This window comes from Flavobacterium sp. KH_001, from assembly GCF_057840745.1.
Genome location: NZ_CM174520.1, coordinates 2,747,476 through 2,768,957, shown reverse-complemented (window position 1 = coordinate 2,768,957; position 21,482 = coordinate 2,747,476). Strand labels below are relative to the sequence as shown.

The 21,482-nt window shown below is 33.5% G+C and carries 14 protein-coding genes; 6 read left to right on the top strand and 8 right to left on the bottom strand.

What is annotated here, in order from left to right; all coding sequences use genetic code 11:
- Positions 1 to 21: 21 nt before the first annotated feature.
- Entirely contained in the window at positions 22 to 1,344 is a 1,323-nt protein-coding gene (locus AC3ITQ_RS11960) for a PDZ domain-containing protein (protein ID WP_489234470.1), read from the bottom strand.
- Positions 1,345 to 1,466: 122 nt separating this feature from the next.
- Between AC3ITQ_RS11960 and AC3ITQ_RS11955 the strand changes: the two genes are divergently transcribed.
- From AC3ITQ_RS11955 to lgt, 6 genes are all read left to right on the top strand, one after another.
- Positions 1,467 to 2,663, top strand: coding sequence for a pyridoxal phosphate-dependent aminotransferase (locus AC3ITQ_RS11955; RefSeq protein ID WP_489234469.1), 1,197 nt, complete (start codon positions 1,467 to 1,469; stop codon positions 2,661 to 2,663).
- Positions 2,664 to 2,813: 150 nt separating this feature from the next.
- Positions 2,814 to 3,569 carry a hypothetical protein gene (locus AC3ITQ_RS11950; RefSeq protein ID WP_489234468.1) on the top strand — a complete coding sequence of 252 codons (756 nt, stop codon included), beginning with the start codon at positions 2,814 to 2,816 and terminating at the stop codon, positions 3,567 to 3,569.
- A 149-nt stretch (positions 3,570 to 3,718) separates the two neighbouring features.
- Positions 3,719 to 4,390: a GTP cyclohydrolase I FolE gene (gene folE, locus AC3ITQ_RS11945; RefSeq protein WP_072975704.1), complete on the top strand. Its 672-nt coding sequence runs from the start codon at positions 3,719 to 3,721 to the stop codon at positions 4,388 to 4,390.
- Between the two features lie 62 nt (positions 4,391 to 4,452).
- On the top strand, positions 4,453 to 5,931 hold the full coding sequence (cysS, locus tag AC3ITQ_RS11940; RefSeq protein ID WP_489234467.1) for a cysteine--tRNA ligase: 1,479 nt from the start codon (positions 4,453 to 4,455) through the stop codon (positions 5,929 to 5,931).
- 22 nt (positions 5,932 to 5,953) lie between these two features.
- Positions 5,954 to 6,193, top strand: a complete 240-nt coding sequence (yidD, locus tag AC3ITQ_RS11935; RefSeq protein ID WP_089353350.1) for a membrane protein insertion efficiency factor YidD — start codon at positions 5,954 to 5,956, stop codon at positions 6,191 to 6,193.
- Positions 6,194 to 6,260: 67 nt separating this feature from the next.
- Positions 6,261 to 7,193 (top strand): prolipoprotein diacylglyceryl transferase, encoded by a 933-nt coding sequence (gene lgt, locus AC3ITQ_RS11930; protein ID WP_489234466.1) that lies wholly within the window; start codon positions 6,261 to 6,263, stop codon positions 7,191 to 7,193.
- Between the two features lie 344 nt (positions 7,194 to 7,537).
- On the opposite strand, the gene AC3ITQ_RS11925 is transcribed toward lgt, so the two are convergent.
- The 7 genes from AC3ITQ_RS11925 to asnB (AC3ITQ_RS11895) form a co-directional block, all read right to left on the bottom strand.
- On the bottom strand, positions 7,538 to 7,879 hold the full coding sequence (locus AC3ITQ_RS11925; protein WP_489234465.1) for a hypothetical protein: 342 nt from the start codon (positions 7,877 to 7,879) through the stop codon (positions 7,538 to 7,540).
- A 281-nt stretch (positions 7,880 to 8,160) separates the two neighbouring features.
- Complete coding sequence (gene secDF / locus AC3ITQ_RS11920; protein WP_489234464.1) at positions 8,161 to 11,133, bottom strand: protein translocase subunit SecDF; 2,973 nt, start codon at positions 11,131 to 11,133, stop codon at positions 8,161 to 8,163.
- Between the two features lie 226 nt (positions 11,134 to 11,359).
- On the bottom strand, positions 11,360 to 12,295 hold the full coding sequence (gene mdh / locus AC3ITQ_RS11915; RefSeq protein WP_072975713.1) for a malate dehydrogenase: 936 nt from the start codon (positions 12,293 to 12,295) through the stop codon (positions 11,360 to 11,362).
- Positions 12,296 to 12,398: 103 nt separating this feature from the next.
- On the bottom strand, positions 12,399 to 14,339 hold the full coding sequence (gyrB, locus tag AC3ITQ_RS11910) for a DNA topoisomerase (ATP-hydrolyzing) subunit B (RefSeq protein WP_056204073.1): 1,941 nt from the start codon (positions 14,337 to 14,339) through the stop codon (positions 12,399 to 12,401).
- Positions 14,340 to 14,665: 326 nt separating this feature from the next.
- Entirely contained in the window at positions 14,666 to 17,401 is a 2,736-nt protein-coding gene (locus AC3ITQ_RS11905; protein WP_489234463.1) for a M16 family metallopeptidase, read from the bottom strand.
- Positions 17,402 to 17,639: 238 nt separating this feature from the next.
- Complete coding sequence (gene asnB / locus AC3ITQ_RS11900; RefSeq protein WP_489234462.1) at positions 17,640 to 19,256, bottom strand: asparagine synthase B; 1,617 nt, start codon at positions 19,254 to 19,256, stop codon at positions 17,640 to 17,642.
- 310 nt (positions 19,257 to 19,566) lie between these two features.
- The gene (asnB, locus tag AC3ITQ_RS11895) at positions 19,567 to 21,243 is read right to left on the bottom strand and encodes an asparagine synthase B (RefSeq protein WP_489234461.1); all 1,677 of its coding nucleotides are present in this window, start codon (positions 21,241 to 21,243) and stop codon (positions 19,567 to 19,569) included.
- Between the last annotated feature and the right edge of the window lie 239 nt (positions 21,244 to 21,482).

The following is a 21,482-nucleotide window of genomic DNA, read 5'->3' as shown; positions in this document are numbered from 1 at the left end:
ATATATTTCAGTAGCATTTTCCTATAATTCATCTTCTAATCTAAACTTAAATTTCAAAATTAAACTATCCCGCTCTACTTCCAAAGTAATCCAAATATCCTCTTCCGATTTTAAAAGTGTATTTATTTGTTGTAAAGAATATTTATAAGGCTTATTTTGATTAATGCTAACGATAATATCTCCGGGTCTTAAACCACATTTTTCAGCTGTTGAGTTTTTACGAATATTTACAATTTCATAGACCGGCTTTAATGAGAACTTATATCTAAAATTATCATCTTTTCTATTATCTGTAACTTCATTCGGAGATGAGGCAACCTGGACAGTTTGTAAATGAACAGTCTCCTGAACCCATTGCAGACCATTATGCTGAACAGTTATTCCACTTTTATTATAAGTAAAAGGTTCAGAAAATTTACTATTTTTTTTAAGAAACATTTTTTTATCCTGGTAATCTAAAATCACAGTAAAACGCTTCAAGATTTCCCCACCAACAGAACCAATACGACCAGGAACCATTCTGACATTTTTAATAGAAGTTAAATCAGGAAAAGCAACAATTGGATTTTTAAAATCAAACTCATCAACAGAAAATTTTGCAATTTTTGCCCTATGCCCTTCAACATCACCACTAAATCCTTTTCCTAAAAAATCGGGAAAATTCTTTTTAGGCAGTTTAATTTTGTCATTTTCAAAAATCCAAAAAGCATCGCTATTACCAATATCAATTAGTAATTTAGCCTCAATATTAACACTATCAACAACAACATTTGCAACAATATAAGGCTTCGCTCGTTCGATTGTAATAGGAACTGTCGTAAACTTTTTCTTAATTCTTTTTTGGTTTTTTTCATTGTTACTATGGATAATAATTTTTTTCTTCTGATAATTGACTTCAACCAAATTATTTTTAAAAAATTGATAACCAATAATACCATTGACAGGAATTCCAATATGAGACGACAGATTAAAGCTTTGATCTAAAATTATATACAACAAATGATTATGCGATTTTAATCCATGAGTTTCCAATACATTATTTGCAGACTTCAGCCCTTCAATTTCTTCTTCAGCTCCCAATCCTCTTAATTTTACCTTTTCTACATTATTAAAGCTTACTTCTTTTTTGTCTTCCATACTAAACAAAATAGTTTCCTCGACACCTGAATCTAACAAGAAATTCAACTCGATTCCATTTACTTTTATTGGTATAAAAACAAGATTATTAATGAGTTTAAAGGGTATAGCTACCTGAGTTCTGTGGTCTGAAATGGTAAAATCTTGCTGAGCCAAAAGTAAAAAAGGTAAGAAAAGCCCAAAAAACAACATGAAATATTTTTTCATTGATAAAATTTTAGGATAAAATTAATAAAAATATTGATAATTGTTACATTTTCGTAACACCCCATAATGTTTACGTTAAATTGAAAAAAAAAATGCAAATTTGCACTTCAATAATAAAGCTCATGCCAACAATTTCACACAAAGGCAGAAACATGCCCGAATCACCGATACGCAAACTTGCTCCTTATGCAGACATTGCAAAACAAAAAGGACACAAAGTGTATCACTTAAACATTGGTCAACCGGATATTAAGACACCCGAAGTGGCCATCGAGGCGGTAAAAAATATTGATTTAACTATTATAGAATACAGTCCGTCTGCCGGATATGAAAGTTATAGAAAAAAATTAGCAAAATTTTACCAACGTCAAAACGTAAATGTTAACTCAGAAGACATCATTATAACTACTGGTGGCTCTGAAGCCTTATTGTTTGCACTAGCCACAATCACAGACCCTGGAGATGAAATCATTATTCCTGAGCCTTTTTATGCTAATTATCACGCATTTGCATCATCAACCAGTGCAACAGTAGTACCTCTTGTTTCAACTATCGAAACGGCATTTGCCTTGCCAGGTATCGAAGAAGTTGAAAAGTTGATTACTCCAAAAACTAAAGCCATTTTAATTTGTAACCCTGGAAATCCAACAGGTTACTTATATTCTGAAGCTGAAATTAAACAATTAGCAGGTTTAATCAAAAAGCACGATTTGTATTTAATCGCTGATGAAGTTTATCGCGAATTCTTATATGACGGAGATGATGTTCATTTTTCTGTAATGAACCTTGAAGATGTACAGCAAAACGTAATCATGGTCGATTCAGTTTCAAAACGCTACAGTATGTGTGGCGCAAGAATTGGCTGTCTGGTTACTAAAAACAAAGATGTTTTAGCAACTGTTATGAAATTTGCTCAGGCACGTTTGAGTCCACCAACGATCGAACAAATTGCTTGTGAAGCTGCAATAGATACTCCACAAAGCTATTTTGACGAAGTGATATCAGAATACAAAAGCCGTCGCGATACTTTAATTACCGAATTAAATAAAATTGAAGGCGTAATTGTAACAAAACCAAAAGGAGCTTTTTATTGTATTGCTCAATTGCCAATTAAAAATTCAGAAGACTTTGCACAATGGCTTTTAGAAAGTTACGATCTTAATGGTGAAACTGTAATGGTTGCTCCTGCTGCTGGTTTTTACTCGACTCCTGGAATGGGATTGAATCAGGTAAGAATTGCTTATGTTTTAAACAAAGCAGACTTAATTAAAGCTGTTAACGTTTTAAAAGAAGCACTTTTAGTTTATAATAAAAGATAAAGATCAAAAATATTTATTCCAAAATCTGTTTTAACTTAAATGTTGAAACAGATTTTTTTTGCTCTCTATTTTTTTTAAAATAAAATACTAAAAAAGTTTTGATGTAATTAGTTCTTAGTAAATTAGCTATAGACTTATAGGCTTTTTATCATGAAAAAGTTAATTATAATAGTATTTCTCTTTCTGATATCAACATCGTTCACTATTGATTACAATAGTTTGGATGCAAAAGATAATCTTAGAATTAAACCTCTTTTTAATCCTCAAAACGAAAGTATAGAATATTATCGTAAACATATTAACCGCGCTTTTTCATTATTAAAAAAACAGAAAAAGAAAATTGATTTAGAACTCAATAAAAACGAAAAAGCACATATTCTTTCTGTTGCTTTTCCAGAAATTTTACGATATGACTCTTATTCAGACTATCTGGAAACATCTTCAAACAGAATTTTATATGTTAATGAAGGAAAAAATGCATCTGATTTTTCAACTGGTTATTTCCAAATGAAACCTTCCTTTCTAGAAGATTTAGAGAGTTATGTAGCAAATAACGAAAGTTTGAAACAATACAACTGGATTCTTATTCAAAAGAAAAATGAAACAGAGGCAAGAAAAGAAAGAATAAAGCGTCTTGAAAATTTTCAGTGGCAGCTTCGATACCTAAAGGTATATTGGTATGTTGCTGAATATAGGTATCGAAATATCGATTTTAAAACAACACAAGATAAAATTAGATTTTTCGCCACTGCCTATAACTATGGATTTACAAAACCTGAAAAAGAAATAACAAAATACCTGTCATTAAAAAAATATTCTCCTGCGAAAAAGCCCAATGCTGAAAAATTTGCATTTGCAGATTTCTCTATTGATTTTATAAAAACGTACTCTTATTTTTTTGAGTAATAAAATAAATAAAAAACATATAAAAGAAGCTAATTTAAACTATATCCAAAAAGGATTCATTAAATAGTAAAAACGATAGAAAAGGTTTCCTTTTTATTAATTATCTTTACCGCCTTAAAAAGATATACCCATTATAATAGTAGTTTTTAATGATAAATAACGAAGATTTTTTAGACGAAATAGGAGACAATCATTTTAGCAGCAATGCGAAAAACCCTGTGAGACAGGATGCTTTTGACTTAACAGATGATGAAAAAATAGAAAAAATAAAAAAAGATGTCGAAAACATTCTACAAACTCTTGGAATGGATTTGACAGACGACAGCATAAAAGGTACTCCAAACAGAGTAGCAAAAATGTTTGTTAAGGAGATTTTTGGTGGCTTAAACCCTTCAAAACAACCAAAAGCTTCTACTTTTGACAATAATTACAAATACGGTGAAATGTTAGTAGAGAAAAACATTACTGTTTATTCTACCTGCGAACACCACTTACTGCCAATTATTGGTAGAGCCCACGTAGCGTACATTTCTAGCGGAAGAGTTATCGGTTTATCTAAAATGAACCGAATAGTGGAATATTATGCAAAAAGACCTCAGGTTCAGGAGCGTCTTACTATGCAAATTGTTCAGGAATTACAAAAAGCTTTAGGTACAGAAGATGTTGCGTGCGTTATTGACGCTAAACACCTTTGCGTAAATTCAAGAGGAATTAAAGATATCGAAAGCAGTACAGTAACATCTGAATTTGGTGGAAAATTTAAAGATCCTCAAACGAAAAGAGAGTTCTTAGATTACATCAAGCTAGATACGCAATTTTAATCGTTAATTACCCCAACGATTAAACAAACCAACAATTAAACGATTAAACAGCAAAAACGAATATGCCTTTATATACAAGTCAACATCTAAAAATATACAATTCACTTTCGGGTGAAAAAGAAAATTTCAACCCAATTCATGAAGGAAATGTTGGAATGTATGTTTGCGGACCTACGGTTTATAGCAATGTACACTTAGGAAATGTGAGAACTTTTATGTCTTTCGACGTTATATTCAGGTATTTTTTACATCTTGATTATAAAGTTCGCTACGTTCGTAATATTACGGACGTTGGACACATTGTAGATGATGTTGATGAAGGTGAAGATAAAATCGCCAAAAAAGCACGTTTAGAGCAGCTTGAACCAATGGAAGTTGTACAACGCTACACAGTAGATTTTCATGATATTTTAAAGTCATTTAATTTTCTGCCGCCAAGTATTGAACCAACTGCAACAGGACATATTATTGAACAAATCGAAATCATCAAAAAAATCATAGATACCGGAATTGGTTACGAAGCCAACGGATCAGTTTATTTTGATGTTGTAAAATATAACGAAACCAACAATTACGGAGTTTTAAGCGGTCGAAATATCGAAGATATGTTGGCCAACACCCGTGATCTTGATGGCCAATCAGACAAAAGAAATCCGCAGGATTTTGCGCTTTGGAAAAAAGCAGAACCAGAACATATTATGAGATGGCCTTCACCCTGGAGCGATGGTTTTCCGGGTTGGCATCTCGAATGTACAGCGATGAGCACCAAATACCTTGGTAATCATTTTGATATTCACGGTGGCGGAATGGACTTAAAATTCCCGCATCATGAGTGCGAAATCGCACAAAACGAAGCTTGTACTGGTCAATCTCCGGTAAATTACTGGATGCACGCCAATATGCTGACCTTAAACGGAAAGAAAATGGCAAAATCAACTGGGAATAATATTTTACCAGGTGAAATTTTAAGTGGAGACAATACTATTTTAAGCAAAGCTTTCTCGGCATCTGTAACAAGATTTTTCATGTTACAAGCTCACTACAGAAGCATTTTAGATTTTTCTGACGATGCTATTGTAGCTGCTGAAAAAGGATACAAAAGATTAATGGAAGCAGTTGATGCGTTGCCTGCTATTTCAACTAGCGCAACAAGCTCTATTGATATTGCTTCTTGGAAACAATTGTCCTACGACGCTATGAACGACGATTTCAATACGCCAATTTTAATTGCGCAATTGTTTGAAGCAGTTCGTTTTATCAATTTACTAAAAGAGGGAAAAGAAACGATCACTACTGAAGACCTAAAAATATTCACAACAACTATTAATGCTTTTGTTTTTGATGTTTTAGGTTTAAGCGACGAAAAGGCAGCCGATGGCAACAATGATAAATTAGAAGGTGTTGTTAACATGCTTATCGGAATGAGAAATCAAGCCAGAGCAGATAAAAATTTCGCACTTTCTGACCAAATCCGTGATCAATTGATTGCATTGGGTATTCAGTTGAAAGACGGAAAAGACGGCACAACCTTTTCAGTATAATCAATTCATTTTCTAATAAATCATGAAAGTAATCACTCCATTTGTTTTATTAGTACGCTTCTATCAAACCGCCATTTCGCCATTCACACCCGCGTCTTGCCGCTTCGAGCCAACATGCTCTAGCTATATGATTGAAGCACTGCAAAAACACGGCTTATTTTACGGAGGTTACTTAGGAATGAAACGTATTTTGAGCTGTCACCCGTGGGGAAGAACAGGCTACGATCCCGTTCCAGAGAAGAAATGTTCACACAAACATTAACTTTTTATAAAGAGGAACTCTACTTTAAATATTTATTTTTACAACTAATAAAAAAATACAATACTACATGACACAAGCCTTAAACCTCGTTTGGAACCCTTCAGAAGGAATCAATTTAGGATTTTTTATGATTCGTTATTACAGCCTAATGTTCGTAATTGCTTTTGGTTTAGGATGGTACATAATGAAAAAAATCTTCGAACGCGAAAATGAATCAATTGACAAATTAGACTCTTTATTTGTTTGGACGGTTTTAGCAACTTTAGCAGGTGCACGTTTAGGACATGTTTTCTTTTATGATTGGGAATATTTCAGAAATCATTTACTTGAAATCTTTTTACCTTTCAGATTTGAACCTAAATTTGAATTCACAGGTTTCCAGGGTCTTGCAAGTCATGGTGCTGCCATTGCAATTATTATTGCCATGTACTATTACAGCAAAAAAATCTTAAAACGCCCTTTATTATGGATTTTAGACCGCGTAGTTATTCCGGTAGCCAGTGGTGCAATTTTTGTACGTTTAGGAAACTTTTTCAACTCTGAAATTATTGGGCACGAAACCACTTCTGCTTTCGGAATTCGTTTTTTACATGACAAATTCAGCAAAGGTGAGGCCGTTAATGCAACTCAAATTGCAGATCCAAAAGAAGCTTACAATGCAATTGCTCACGATCCAAAATTCGCTGAATTATTAGCACAGGTTCCTGCAAAACATCCAACACAATTATACGAAGGAATTTGCTACATTTTCGTATTTGCAATCCTATACTTCTTATATTGGAAAACAAATGCAAGACTTAAATCAGGATTCTTATTTGGATTATTTTTAGTGCTTTTATTTGTTGTGCGTTTCATCGTCGAGTTCGTAAAAGAAAGTCAGGGCGGAATAGAAGAAGAATTAGGCTATTTCTCAACCGGACAATGGCTAAGCATACCTTTTATCATTATCGGGCTTTTCTTTATCATTAGAGCACAAAGAAACCCTTTAGCAGCATCTTAAAATACAATTACAACATACAAAATCGCCCAATACTAAAAGTATTGGGCGATTTTTTTTGCCTTAGCACTAAATAGAAAATTCATTCACAACTTGTAACAGCTTTATCTATTGAAGTTTCTTCTACTAATTTTTATTTTCAGGAGCAGAAAGTATCTTTTGCAAAAGAACCATCAGTCCCGCTATCCGCTATATTCCCGATTAACAAAAACTACGGCTAAAGAACCTTGTTTTTCTAAATCGGGAGATACCGCTCCCATCGGGGCTAATTAAGAAATTCTATTTTCAAAAATCAAGAACCACTATATTATACAATCAAATTTTAAATTTAAAATGACATCTAGCAATTATTCTCGTTCAACATACCCATTAGAAATTGGATGAATTTTTGAATAACTCAAAACCCCAACGGTATAACAATTTGCTTTACGATAAAAAGCGGCATTAGGCACAGCATCATCGTCTTTATACCAGCTCGTCTTAACAACATACTTCGCAGTGTCTAGTTTAATTTCAACAATTTTTGATCCATCATTTACCAATTGCCATCCGTTGGCGAGCCAGCATACACCAATTTCATCCCCTAATTCTGTTACTTCAGAAATATCTAATTTAGCATAATTTGCTTCAGGTTTATTATACACTTTTCCTAAAGCAATTATTCTTTCATTCTTTCCATAATCGCTCAATATAGTTATAACCTGTAATCTATCCTTTGAATATAAATAAATTGAATTACTCCTCCCCTTTGAATTACAATTACAAAGTAGTAGAAATAGCAACGATGCAAAAAAAACTTTTTAGTAGTTCTAAATAATTTCATATGTAGCTTTAAAAAAGTTAGTTGTGGCAAATAGCTAATCGATATTATTTCAATCTTAATATCTATTATTCTAATCTTCGATCTCTATTTAAACAAAAAAGATCCAGTTTTCACTGGATCTTTTTTTATATATTAACTAGCAGTTAATTATGCTTGATTGTGTTTGTCTTCGATTGTATGTTTATCATCTTTAGAAATTGTATCAACCAATACTGGCGTAGCAATAAATAATGAAGAATAAGTACCTACAACAATACCAATTAACATCGCAAAGATAAACCCTCTGATTGATTCTCCACCAAAGATAAACATCGTTAATAATACAATGATCATCATTAATGACGTATTCAACGTTCTTGATAATGTAGTATTAATAGAAGCGTTTACGATATCTTCAAAACTACCTTTACGGTTTCCGATAATGAACTCTCTAATTCTGTCAAATACAATTACGGTATCATTCATAGAGTATCCAATAACAGTAAGAATCGCAGCAATAAAGTGCTGATCCATTTCCATGTGGAAAGGCATGAATTTATAACATAAAGAGTAGATTCCTAACACAAAGATTACGTCATGCGCAACAGCTGCAATCGCACCTAATGAATATTGCCATTTACGGAAAGAGATCATTAAGTACAAGAAAATAACTGCCATCGCACCAAGAACAGCCCAGTATGAATTTGTTTTGATATCTTCAGAGATAGAAGCTCCAACTTTAGAAGATTGTAAAACTCCAACTCTCTTACCATCAAAAGTGTTAGTGAATTTCTCATAAGTAACATTAGGGAAATATTTCGCTAATGCATCATATAATTTTTTGTTCACTTCTTCATCAACAGCAACACCGTCTTCTTTAATTTTATATTTAGTTGTGATTTTCAATTGATCATCATCACCTAAAATTTTAGCTTCAACAGGAGTTCCAAAAGCAGTAGATAATTCATCTGAAATAACTGTAGCATCTACTGGCTTTTCAAATTTAACCTGGAAAGTTCTTCCTCCAACAAAATCAACACCTTCATCTAATCCGTTTACGAAGAAGATAGAAATTAAACTTACTACAACTACAATAGAAGAGAAGATATAAGTGAATTTTTTGATTTTAATAAAGTCAAAGTGGAAATTAGTAAACCAGTTTTTAGTAATATTAGTAGAGAAAGTTAAATCACCTTTTCCAGCAATATTTCTGTCAATGAAAATTCTGGCAATAAAAATTGATGTAAACAATGAAGTTACGATACCAATTAATAATGTTAAAGCAAAACCTTTAATTGGTCCTGTTCCAAAAATAAACAAGATTGCTCCAGTTAAAACGTGCGTTACGTTCGCATCAATAATAGAACGCATTGCACCGTGCCATCCGTAAGAAGCAACAACTGCCTCAGACAATGATTTACCTTCACGCAATTCTTCTTTTGCTCTTTCAAATATAATAATGTTAGCATCTACCGCAGTACCTAATGTTAATACGATACCTGCAATACCTGGCAATGTTAATACAAAACCAAAACTTGCCATAATTCCGAACAAGAAAAGTAAGTTTAATAATAAGGCAAGGTTAGCATACCAACCTGCTTTACCATAATAGAATACCATCCATAAACAAACTAATAAAAATCCTAATACAGATGAGATAGTACCAGCATCAATTGCAGCTTGACCTAAAGACGGTCCTACAACAGTTGATTGGATAATATCTGCAGAAGCTGGTAATTTACCTGCATTCAATACGTTTGCTAAATCTTTAGTTTCAGCTACATCAAAAGAACCTGTGATTTCAGATCTTCCTCCGGCAATTGGACCACTAGTTACTCCAGGAGCAGAATATACAATGTTATCTAAAACAATCGCAATATAACTTTTTTGAGCGAAAGCTCTTCCTGTCAATTCTTCCCAAACTTTAGCACCCTGACTGTTCATTTGCATAGAAACAGCTGGTTTTCCTAATTGGTCAAAAGTATCTTTTGCATCAGTAACAACACCACCGCTCATAGCAGGTACGTTATCTCTGTTTCCTTTTAAAGCGTATAATTCAACTGCTTCAACTTCTTTTCCTTTAGCATCTTTTAAGGTAGTTGGTTTACTCCACACAAATTTTACATTGTGTTGGTCAGCAGCCAATAAAACTCTAATTTCTGGTCTTTTAAAATAAGCATTGATAGTCGCAGTATCTTTTGGAGCAAAGTAAGCTAAAACTGGTCCACCACCCTGACCTAACATTTTGTCAAATAACGGGTTGTTTCCTTTTTTAACATCAACAGAATCTTTAGCATCAGTCAATAAAGCATTCAATGAATCTTTAGCAACTGCTTTGGTTTCTGTTTTCTTAACTTCAGTTTTTTTCAAAGCTTCGTTAGTAGCAACTAAGAAGTTTCCAATTTCTTCAATTTTATAAGTTTCCCAAAACTCTAATTGAGCTTTTCCACCTAATAATTTCTTGATTCTATCAACATCTTTAGCACCTGGAAGTTCAACTAAAATTCTTCCAGTTTCTCCTAATTTTTGAATATTTGGTTGCGTTACACCAAATTTGTCAATACGCTCTCTTAATACCTTGTAAGCACTTTCGATAGACTCATCAACTTTTTTCTTAATTACTTTTTGAGCTTGCGCATCAGTCATTTGGAAATCAATTCCACCTTCACCTTGTAAACTTCTGTTTGCAAAGATATCTGGCGAAGCTAATCTTGTAGTTCCGTTTGAGTTTGCTTCAAATGCCTCAAAAAACTTATTTAAATAGGTTTTGTTTCCTTCTAAATTTGCAGTCGCATCAGCTAATGATTTATTAAATACCGGATTTTTAGAATTGTTTGACAATCCTTTCAATACATCTTTAACAGAGATTTGAAGAATTACGTTGATTCCTCCTTCTAAGTCAAGACCTTTATTTAATTGTTTGTTTTTTACTTCATCATAAGTAAAATTTGTAAAACCAAGATTTAGTACCTCTACTTTACCAATAGAATCTAAATATTTTAGCTCTTTATCAGGATTGTCTCCTGCAAAAGCTTTAGCTTCACTTTTGACGCTGTTTGCCACAAAAGTGAACGAAAGTTGGTAAATACTTACCAATGCAAATAGAATTGCGAAAAATTTAATAAGTCCTTTATTCTGCATTATTACTAAAAATTAATTATGTTTTATTGTTTGTTTTTGTTTTAAAGTCCCATAAAATAAGCCCTGACATCATTTTTTAAAACTAAAAAACCAGATCACGAATTACAACATTTTTTTTAAACCGAGCAAATATATAATTCTCGAAAAGATTAACCAATTTATTTATTAATTAATCTCAAAAAAAAGACTGCAAAAGTGCAGCCTTTTCCTTTTTTTACCAAATTCTTTATACTAAAATCGACTTTAAGGCATCATTCATGCCTCTTACTGCATCTGCACTTTTAGCAAATAAAGCCTTTTCATTATCATTTAACTGAATGTCCAAAATTTCTTCTACACCATTCTTACCTATAATACAAGGTACTCCAATGCATATATCATTTTGTCCGTATTCTCCTTCAACAAAAACAGAACAGGCAATCATTTTCTTTTGGTCATTCAATATACTATCAACTAAATAAGCCACAGAAGCTCCTGGCGCATACCACGCTGACGTACCTAAAAGACCTGTAAGTGTTGCTCCTCCAACCATAGTGTCAGCAGCAACCTTTTGCAACGCCTCTTCTGAAAGAAATTCTGTTACTGGAATTCCATTATAAGATGCCAAACGCGTCAGCGGAATCATTGTAGTATCACCGTGACCTCCAATTACCATTGCTGAAATATCATTTGCCGGTTTATCTAAAGCCAGAGACAAATAAGTTCTGAAACGAGAACTGTCTAAAGCACCACCCATACCAATAATTCTATTTTTTGGTAATCCGGTAGATTTCAAAGCTAAATACGTCATCGTATCCATTGGGTTCGAAACAACTACAATAATAGTATTTGGCGAATGCTTTAATACATTCTCAGCAACTGTTTTTACAATTCCTGCATTAATACCTATTAATTCTTCACGTGTCATTCCTGGTTTTCTCGGAATTCCTGATGTAATTACTACCACATCACTTCCTGCTGTTTTAGAATAATCATTGGTTACACCGGATACTTTGGTATTAAAACCTGTATTAGTAGCGCATTGCATAATATCCAACGCTTTCCCTTCGGCAAAACCTTCTTTAATATCCAACAACACTACTTCGCTGGCAATTCCTCTATAAGAAATAACATCTGCACATGTAGCTCCAACATTTCCTGCTCCTACAATGGTAACTTTCATATTTTATACTTTATCGGTTATTAATTAATTTTATAAACGACAATTCGTTTAATCGTTTAAGTAAATTTAAACAATTAAACGAATTGAAGGCTAAACTTTTTTATTATGCATCGATATTTGCGTAAACAGCATTTTTCTCGATAAATTCTCTACGTGGTGGTACTTCATCACCCATTAACATTGAGAAAACTCTGTCTGCTTCGGCCAAACTATCAATAGTTACCTGACGCAAAGTTCTGAAATTCGGATCCATTGTAGTTTCCCATAATTGCTCCGCGTTCATCTCTCCAAGACCTTTATAACGTTGGATCGCTGCACTTCCTCCCATTCTCTCATTTGCCTGATCACGTTGAACATCATTCCATGCATATTCTTTTTTATTTCCTTTTTTAACTAAGTATAAAGGTGGAGCTGCGATATAAACGTGACCTTCTTCAATAAGCTCTTTCATGAAACGGAAGAAGAACGTTAATATTAAGGTAGAAATGTGACTACCATCGACATCGGCATCACACATGATGATTACTTTATGATATCTTAATTTTTCAAGATTTAACGCTTTACTATCTTCCGCAGTACCAACGGTAACTCCTAAAGCAGTAAAGATATTACGAATCTCTTCGTTTTCGAATACTTTATGGTGCATCGCTTTCTCCACATTCAGAATCTTACCACGTAAAGGCAGAATAGCCTGAAAGTTACGATCACGACCTTGCTTTGCTGTTCCACCAGCCGAATCTCCCTCGACAAGATAAACCTCACATCTTGCAGGATCCTGCTCAGAACAATCTGATAATTTTCCCGGCAATCCTCCACCGCCCATAACGGTTTTACGTTGTACCATTTCACGTGCTTTTTTAGCAGCGTGACGGGCCTGAGCAGCCAAAATTACTTTCTGGATAATGATACGGGCATCATTTGGATTTTCTTCCAAATAATTCTCTAGCATTTCTCCGACAGCCTGAGAAACCGGAGAAACTACTTCTCTGTTTCCAAGCTTCGTTTTTGTTTGCCCTTCGAATTGTGGTTCTGCAACTTTTACCGAAATAATAGCTGTTAATCCTTCACGGAAATCATCTCCCGCAATTTCGAATTTCAATTTATCCAACATCCCAGAAGCATCTGCGTATTTTTTAAGAGTTCTTGTCAAACCACTTCTAAAACCTTGTAAATGCGTCCCCCCTTCGTGAGTGTTAATATTATTTACGTAAGAGAAAATATTCTCTGTATAACTTGTATTATAGATCAAGGCAACTTCAACCGGAATTTCGCCTTTTTCATTATCCATGCTGATAACGTGAGAGATAATTGGCTCACGGTTACCATCTAAATAACGAATGTATTCTTTTAGACCTTCATCAGAATGAAAAACTTCAACTTTAAACTCTCCTTTTTCATCTACCTCCCTTTTATCAGTAAATGTAATGGTGATTCCTTTGTTTAAGAAAGAAAGCTCACGCATACGAGCTGACAACGTATCATAAGAGAACTCTGTAGTTTGAGTAAAAATAGTATTATCAGGGTAAAAAGTCTGACGTGTACCTCTTTTATCTGTTTCTCCGATTTGTTTTACCGGATATAATGATTTTCCTCTTTCGTATTCTTGTTCGTAGATTTTACCGTCTCTAAAAACAGTAGATTTCATATGAACTGAAAGCGCATTTACAACGGAAACTCCAACACCGTGCAAACCTCCGGAAACTTTATAAGAATCTTTATCGAATTTACCTCCGGCACCAATTTTAGTCATTACAACCTCAAGTGCAGAAACTCCTTCTTTTTTATGTAAATCAACTGGAATACCACGACCGTTATCTTCAACTGTTACCGAACCGTCTTCGTTAATTGCAACACCAATGGTATCACAATGTCCTCCCATCGCCTCATCAATAGAGTTATCAACAACCTCATAAACCAAATGATGTAGCCCTCGAACCCCCACATCTCCTATATACATCGATGGACGCATTCTTACGTGCTCCATTCCTTCTAATGCCTGAATACTATCTGCTGAATAATTGTTCTTCTTGATTTCTTCGCTCATATAATTTATTCTAAAAAATGTAATTATTGTCTAACACGCAAATATATAAAAACGCAAATTATATATCCGTTAAATTCCCATTTAAAGCACTTAAGTTATTAACATATTATCAAAAAAAGTCAATTAAAAAAGGAACAATCGATTTTAATTTCTGTTTTTTTGAAATTCTAAATCTTAAATGAAATTAAAAAAAATTAAAGCCCCGTTTCAAACCATAAACAATCCTAAAAAAACAAAATCCGAAACCACATTTTCATGTCATTTCGGATTTTATAATGTAACCCAAATTGGAATTTGGATTTTTCTAAAATTGGATTTTTCCTCCTTTATAGTTTTTTATTAAAATCTCCTGCATAAACAGACGTCATTTTATCTAAACTTAAGTATTTCTTCAAAACGGCATTAACTTCTTCCACTTTTAATGCTTTAACTTTGTTTTCTAAGTCATCATAATCTTCCAACGGAACGCCGTATTGCAAATAAGTATTAACCAGATTCATTAAAGTGTCATCATTTCCTAATCTTGTTTTTCTTTCATTCTGCCAACTAACCAGATTTGATTTTAGTTCTTCGGCAGTAAACCCATCTTTTAATGCTTTTGAAATTTCTTCTTTTGTAGCCGTTTCAACTGCACTCTTTTTAGTCGGATTTAAAAAAGCATAATACGACCATGAAGCGACATCACTCGTAATAGGTACATCAATAAACGAGCCCGCCCCATAACTGATTCCTTCTTTTTCTCTTAATCTCATTGGAATTCTTGCACTTAAAAAACCTCCACTTCCCAATATTTCATTAGCCATTACAAATGCAGGATAATCGGCACTGCTTCTGGTCATTTTAAAACCAATTCTACCAAGCGCTACAGCATTTTCTTTGTCCGGAGTTATAAAATCCTTATCTAAAACTTTTGTTTCAAAATAAGTAGGTTTAGCTAATTCATATTTTGATTTAGAGTTCCATTTTCCAAAAGTGTTTTCTAAAATCTCAACTGTAGATTTTGCCTCCAAATCTCCTACTACACTTCCAATACCATTATTTCCGCCAAGAATGTTTTTATAAAAATCAACTATTTCAGTTTGTTTTATCTTTTTAAAAGCGTCAATCTGCTCCTGAATTGTTGGTGTATAAAAAATACTTGACTTGTCATATTTCGTAGTCTGTCTTGTAAGTTCTGTAAAAGCAACAGTTTGGGGATCATTTAGATTAGACTCTAAATAAGTATTGTACTCCGTAATCGTTTTTGTTAATTCATTTTCCGGGAAAGTAGAGTTAACAAGCAAATCATTCAAAATCCCCATCACCTCTTTAAAACTTTCTTTATAGGTACTAATGTTAACCGACAAAGTTTGTCCTGAAAAGTTAAAGTAAATACTAGACTTTAATTGATCCAATCGGTCCTGGATTTGCTCTTTTGTTCTTGTTTTAGTTCCTGTCTTTAATAATTGCGCAAGAATTCCGCCAGTATCTGTTTTACCTGATAAATCTTTTTCATTACTCACTGGAAATTTAAAATTGGCCTGAACTTTACCTCCTTTTATTTCCTTTTTGATCAAACCATATTTTACTCCATTACTTAATTTACCTTCAGCAAAATTCTGCTTTAAATTTTTAATAGAAGCTTCAAATGCAGCTGCTTCTTTTTCTAGAGCCTTCCCTTTGTAATCTTTGGTTAAAGCAAGCACTTGCTCATCTGTATATTCAACAGACTTTACTCTTTGCTCCTCTTTTGAAGGAATAAATATTCCAACCGTTCTGTTATTACTTCTGAAATATTTTTCAGCAACTCTTTGAATATCTTCTTTTGTTAATTTTTCTACAGCATCTCTATACAAGTAACCTAATCTAAAGTCACCTGCTCCAATAATTTCTGTTAGATTAATTGCAAAAGAAATAGTATTGTTTTTAACACCTTCAATTTGTTTAATAATCTTTGCTTTGGCTCTGCTTACGTCCTGGTCTGTATATGTAGTAGTCGGTATTTTATCTAATTCCGTTCTTACTATATCTCTCGTAGCCTTAATATCTTTGTCATTAGGAACCGCAACCCCAAAATACATAAAACTTGCATCTCTAACATTTGGCTGCCAAACATATAAACTTGAAACTTTTTGAGTTTCAACCAAAGTTTTATACAAATAGCCCGATGGATCAGCGGTCAAAATTTCTCCCAAAGCATCAATGGCGGCAAAATCTTTGTCTGCATAAGGAACGGTATGATACAAGGCTCCTACATTTTTACTGTCTCCAGCTCTGTTAAGTTCAACGAATTTTTCTCCATCCTGAGCTGGTTCAAGTGTATACGTTTTATCTAAAACTCTTTTTGGTCTCGGAATAGCTCCTAAATACTGCCCAACATATTGCAATGCTTTTTGCTCATCAAATTTACCTGCGATAATTAAAGTTGCATTGTCTGGCTGATAGTATTTTTCATAGAAAACTCTAAGTGTGTTTGCTTTAACTCTTTCTATATCTTCTTTGCTTCCAATAGTACTGTTTCCGTAATTGTGCCACAAATAAGCTGTTGAAAGAATTCGTTCCTGCAAAACGCCATCCGGATTATTTTCACCTATTTCAAATTCATTTCGTACTACTGAAAATTCCTTATCAAGATCTGTTTGCAAAATGGTCGCGTTAATCATTCGATCTGCTTCCATTTCAATACTCCACTTTAAATTTTCATCGTTTGATGGAAAAATTTCGTAGTAATTAGTCCTGTCTAACCAGGTAGTTCCGTTTGCAGCCCCACCTTTATCAGAAAGCATTTTTTTAATGTCACCGAGATTTTTAGTACTTTTAAAAAGCATATGCTCTAATAAATGCGCCATACCTTTTTCTCCATAACCTTCGTTTCTGGAACCTACACTGTAAACAATATTGACCACCATATTGCTTTGAGAAGCATCTGGAATCAAAAGAACTTTTAATCCGTTATTTAAAGAATATTCTTTAACACCTTCTACATTGGTGATGTATTTGGGCATTTCAGATTTTTGGGCATAAACTGAACTCAACGAAACGAATGAGCAGTACAAAATTCCACTTAGTAATAGGTTTCTCATAGATTGTGTTTGATTATTAGAATAAATTGTTATTGGTAATCAAATATAGTATTTTTCTTAAATAACAAAAAACCTTATTAACTTAGTTTTAGCAATTTATAGAAAAATAAAATTCCAAAATTTAATTTCCAATGACATCATAAAAAAACTGAAACCAGCATTTACTGCTTAGTTTCAGTTTTTATTATTATTACCGGGTTCCAAAAAATGGATTTTGGAATGTAAAATCTCTTTTTTTTTAAACAACCACCCTAGTTTTCGAAATCTCCTTATCTGCATTTACGTGTGCTGAATTTGCCCTACCACTAGGATCCTGATTGTCCTGCCATTTCGGAATCCATTTACGTACTGTTTGAGCAGCGCTAACTTGTGGATAATACTTATGGAAAATAGATCTATAGAAATAAGCTTCTTTTGTTGTTGGTGAGTTATATGGGAATTCCGCCGCCGCTCCGGCCAATTGTTCATCTGAAACCTGTTCAGCACAATATTCAATTAATTCATCAACCCAATTGTAACCAACTCCGTCTGAAAACTGTTCTTTTTGTCTCCACAAAACTTCTGTTGGTAAATAGGGATTTTCGGGTGTGTCAAATGCCTTTCTTAAAATATATTTTTCGATACCATCGTAGGTTTTCGGTTGTTTTTCCTCTGTTTTAATGCGGATAGCAACATCCAAAAACGTTGTATCCAAAAATGGAATTCTTGCTTCTAAACCTACTGCCATTGTTGTTTTATCGGCACGCAATAAATCGGCGGTAAACAATTTCTGAACTCGTTCAATTGTTTCATCCTGAAATTCTTCTGTAGATGGTGCATTTCTAAAATACAAATGACCGCCAAAAATCTCATCGGCACCTTCACCTGATAAAATCACTTTTATACCTTTATCGCTAATTGCTTCTGATAACAAATACATTGGAACTCCAGCTCTTACCGAGATAATATCATAAGTTTCAATATGATAAATTACTTTTTCAATCAATTCAACAGCTTCTTTTACAGAAAAGTGTATTTCGTGATGTTCTGTTCCTAAAAATTCTGCAGCTTTTCTGGCAGCAATATTATCAGGCGAATCAGCACCTAATCCTATAGAAAACGAAGGTAGCTTTTTTCCGTTTTCAGCATATATTCTAGCTGCAATTGACGAAATCAAAGAAGAATCTAAACCTCCTGATAACAAAACACCAAGAGGAGCTTCACTCATTAACCGTTTACGGGTAGCCTCGACTAAAGTTTCGCGAATCAAATCTAAATTAAGATTTTCTACCGCTTTTACATGATCTTCATATTCAGGTCGGTAATATTTCACAAAACCTGTTTTAGCAGTATAATAATGTCCCGGAGGGAAAGTCGAAAATGATTTACACTGATCGGCAATTGATTTCATTTCTGAAGAAAAATAAATCCTTCCTCTTTCATCTAATCCATAATATAGAGGTTTTACACCAATTGGATCTCTTCCGGCAATATAATCATCACCATCAATAACCACGAAAGCAAAATCTCCATCAAGCATATTACAGAAATTGTATCCAAATTCCTCGTACAAATGGACAATAACTTCTGAATCTGATTTTGTCCTAAATGTATGCTCCTTTAAAACAGTATTTTTTAATTCCTGATAGTTATAAATTTCGCCATCATGAACCATCCATGCATTATTTGTCCCCTGAATCGGTTGCTTACCCGTGTGTAAGTCAACAATTGATAAACTTTCATGACAAATAACACTCCCGTTTGCCATTATACGCATATCATTCTCATCGGGACCTCGATGCGACATTCTTTTAGAAAGCTCTTTTACAAGTTTTGGATCTTTTCCTTTACCAATAACTGCCAATAATCCAGACATAAAATTCTATTTTTTATTATTAATTTTTCACTCCCCTCATGAAGTGAATTAACTTTAAAAGTTGATTATAATCTCAACCTTCAGCAAAACTAATTATTATTCCTGCTTTTCTCTGAGAATCTTTCCTTAATCTTGTAGATTTAACCCTTTTTCAATAAATGTCAAATATAAAAAAGAAAGTTAAAACATTACTAAAAAAAGATCCTAAGTAGTTGAAATTATGAACTTAAATAATTTAAGAGACAAAAAACGTCCTCTAAAAATAGAGAACGTTTTTACTTAATATATACTAAATTCAAAATTCATTTTTTTATGCTTTCTCGTAAGCATCATCATGTACACTTGCTACTGCTCTACCAGAAGGATCATTCATGTTTTTGAAAGCTTCATCCCATTCTAAAGCGATTTTTGTACTACAAGCAACACTTGCTTCCTGAGGTACACATAAAGCGGCCGCATCACTTGGAAAATGTTCAGCAAAAATAGAACGGTAATAATATTCTTCTTTAGAAGTTGGTGTTTGTAACGGGAATTTAAATCTCGCATTTGCCAATTGTTCATCTGAAACTTCTTTAGCTACTACTTCTTTCAAAGTATCAATCCAGCTGTATCCTACTCCATCAGAAAATTGTTCTTTTTGTCTCCATGCAACACTTTCAGGTAACATATCTTCAAAAGCTTTACGAACAACCCATTTTTCCATCGGGTGTTCTTTGTTGATCATTTTATCTTGTGGGTTGATGCGCATTGCAACATCCATAAATTCTTTATCTAAGAATGGAACACGACCTTCAATTCCCCAGGCAGCCAAACTTTTGTTTGCTCTTAAACAATCATACATATGAAGTTTTCCTAGTTTACGAACGTTTTCTTCGTGGAATTCTCTTGCGTTTGGTGCTTTATGGAAGTATAAATATCCTCCAAACAATTCATCCGCGCCTTCACCAGACAGCACCATTTTAATTCCCATTGATTTAATAACTCTCGCCATTAACCACATTGGAGTTGAAGCTCTAACTGTAGTCACATCATACGTTTCAAGGTTGTAAATTACATCACGAACTGCGTCTAATCCTTCCTGAATGGTGAATTTAATTTCGTGGTGAATAGTTCCGATATGTTTTGCTACAATCTGAGCAGCCGCTAAATCAGGAGAACCATCTAATCCAACTGAAAAAGAGTGCAATTGTGGATACCAGGCATCAGTAGTATCATCTGATTCAATACGCTTTTGTGCAAATTTTTTGGCTACAGCCGAAGTAATAGACGAATCTAAACCTCCAGAAAGTAAAACTCCGTAAGGAACATCACTCATTAATTGTCTGTGAACTGCTGCTTCAAGCGCTTTTTTGATTTCAGGAATACTAGTTTCATTGTCTTTTACAGCATCATATTCTGTCCAGTCTCTTTTGTACCATTGTACAAATTCACCATCTTTGCTTGTCATATAGTGTCCAGGAGGAAACAATTGAATTTTTGTACAATATCCTTCCAAAGCTTTTAATTCAGAAGCTACATAAAAAGTTCCGTGTTGATCCCAACCAATGTATAAAGGAATAATTCCCATATGGTCACGAGCAATAAAATACTCGTCTTTCTCAACATCATAAATTGCAAATCCGAAGATTCCGTTCATTTCGTCAACAAAATGAGGTCCTTTTTCTCTATAAAGAGCCAGAATCACTTCGCAGTCACTTTCAGTCTGAAAGTTATATTTTCCTTCAAATTGTTTACGTAAATCTCTGTGGTTGTAAATTTCGCCATTAGCAGCCAAAACCAACTTTTTATCTTCTGTAAATAAAGGTTGTTTTCCAGACGCTGGATCAACAATAGCCAAACGCTCATGAGAAAGAATTGCTTTATCATTACTATAAATACCGCTCCAGTCTGGTCCACGGTGACGAATGATTTTAGACATTTCTAATACTTGAGGTCTTAAAGTCTCTGCTTTTTGTTTTAGATCAAAGGCACATACGATTCCGCACATAATTATATATTTTTAATTGTAAATTTTATTTTGATAAGGCAAAGATGCGGTATTGGTTATAATTGAAAAACACAAGTATCAATTTCAGTTATAATTTTAAATCATAAATTGAATTTTACATACAAAATGTAAAATTTTAGCACAAAAAAAAGCCCTGAACTTGAAAATTTCAATTTCAGGGATAAATACAGTACAAAATACAAGGTTTTAAAGAGATCCTTGAACTATATTTTGATATT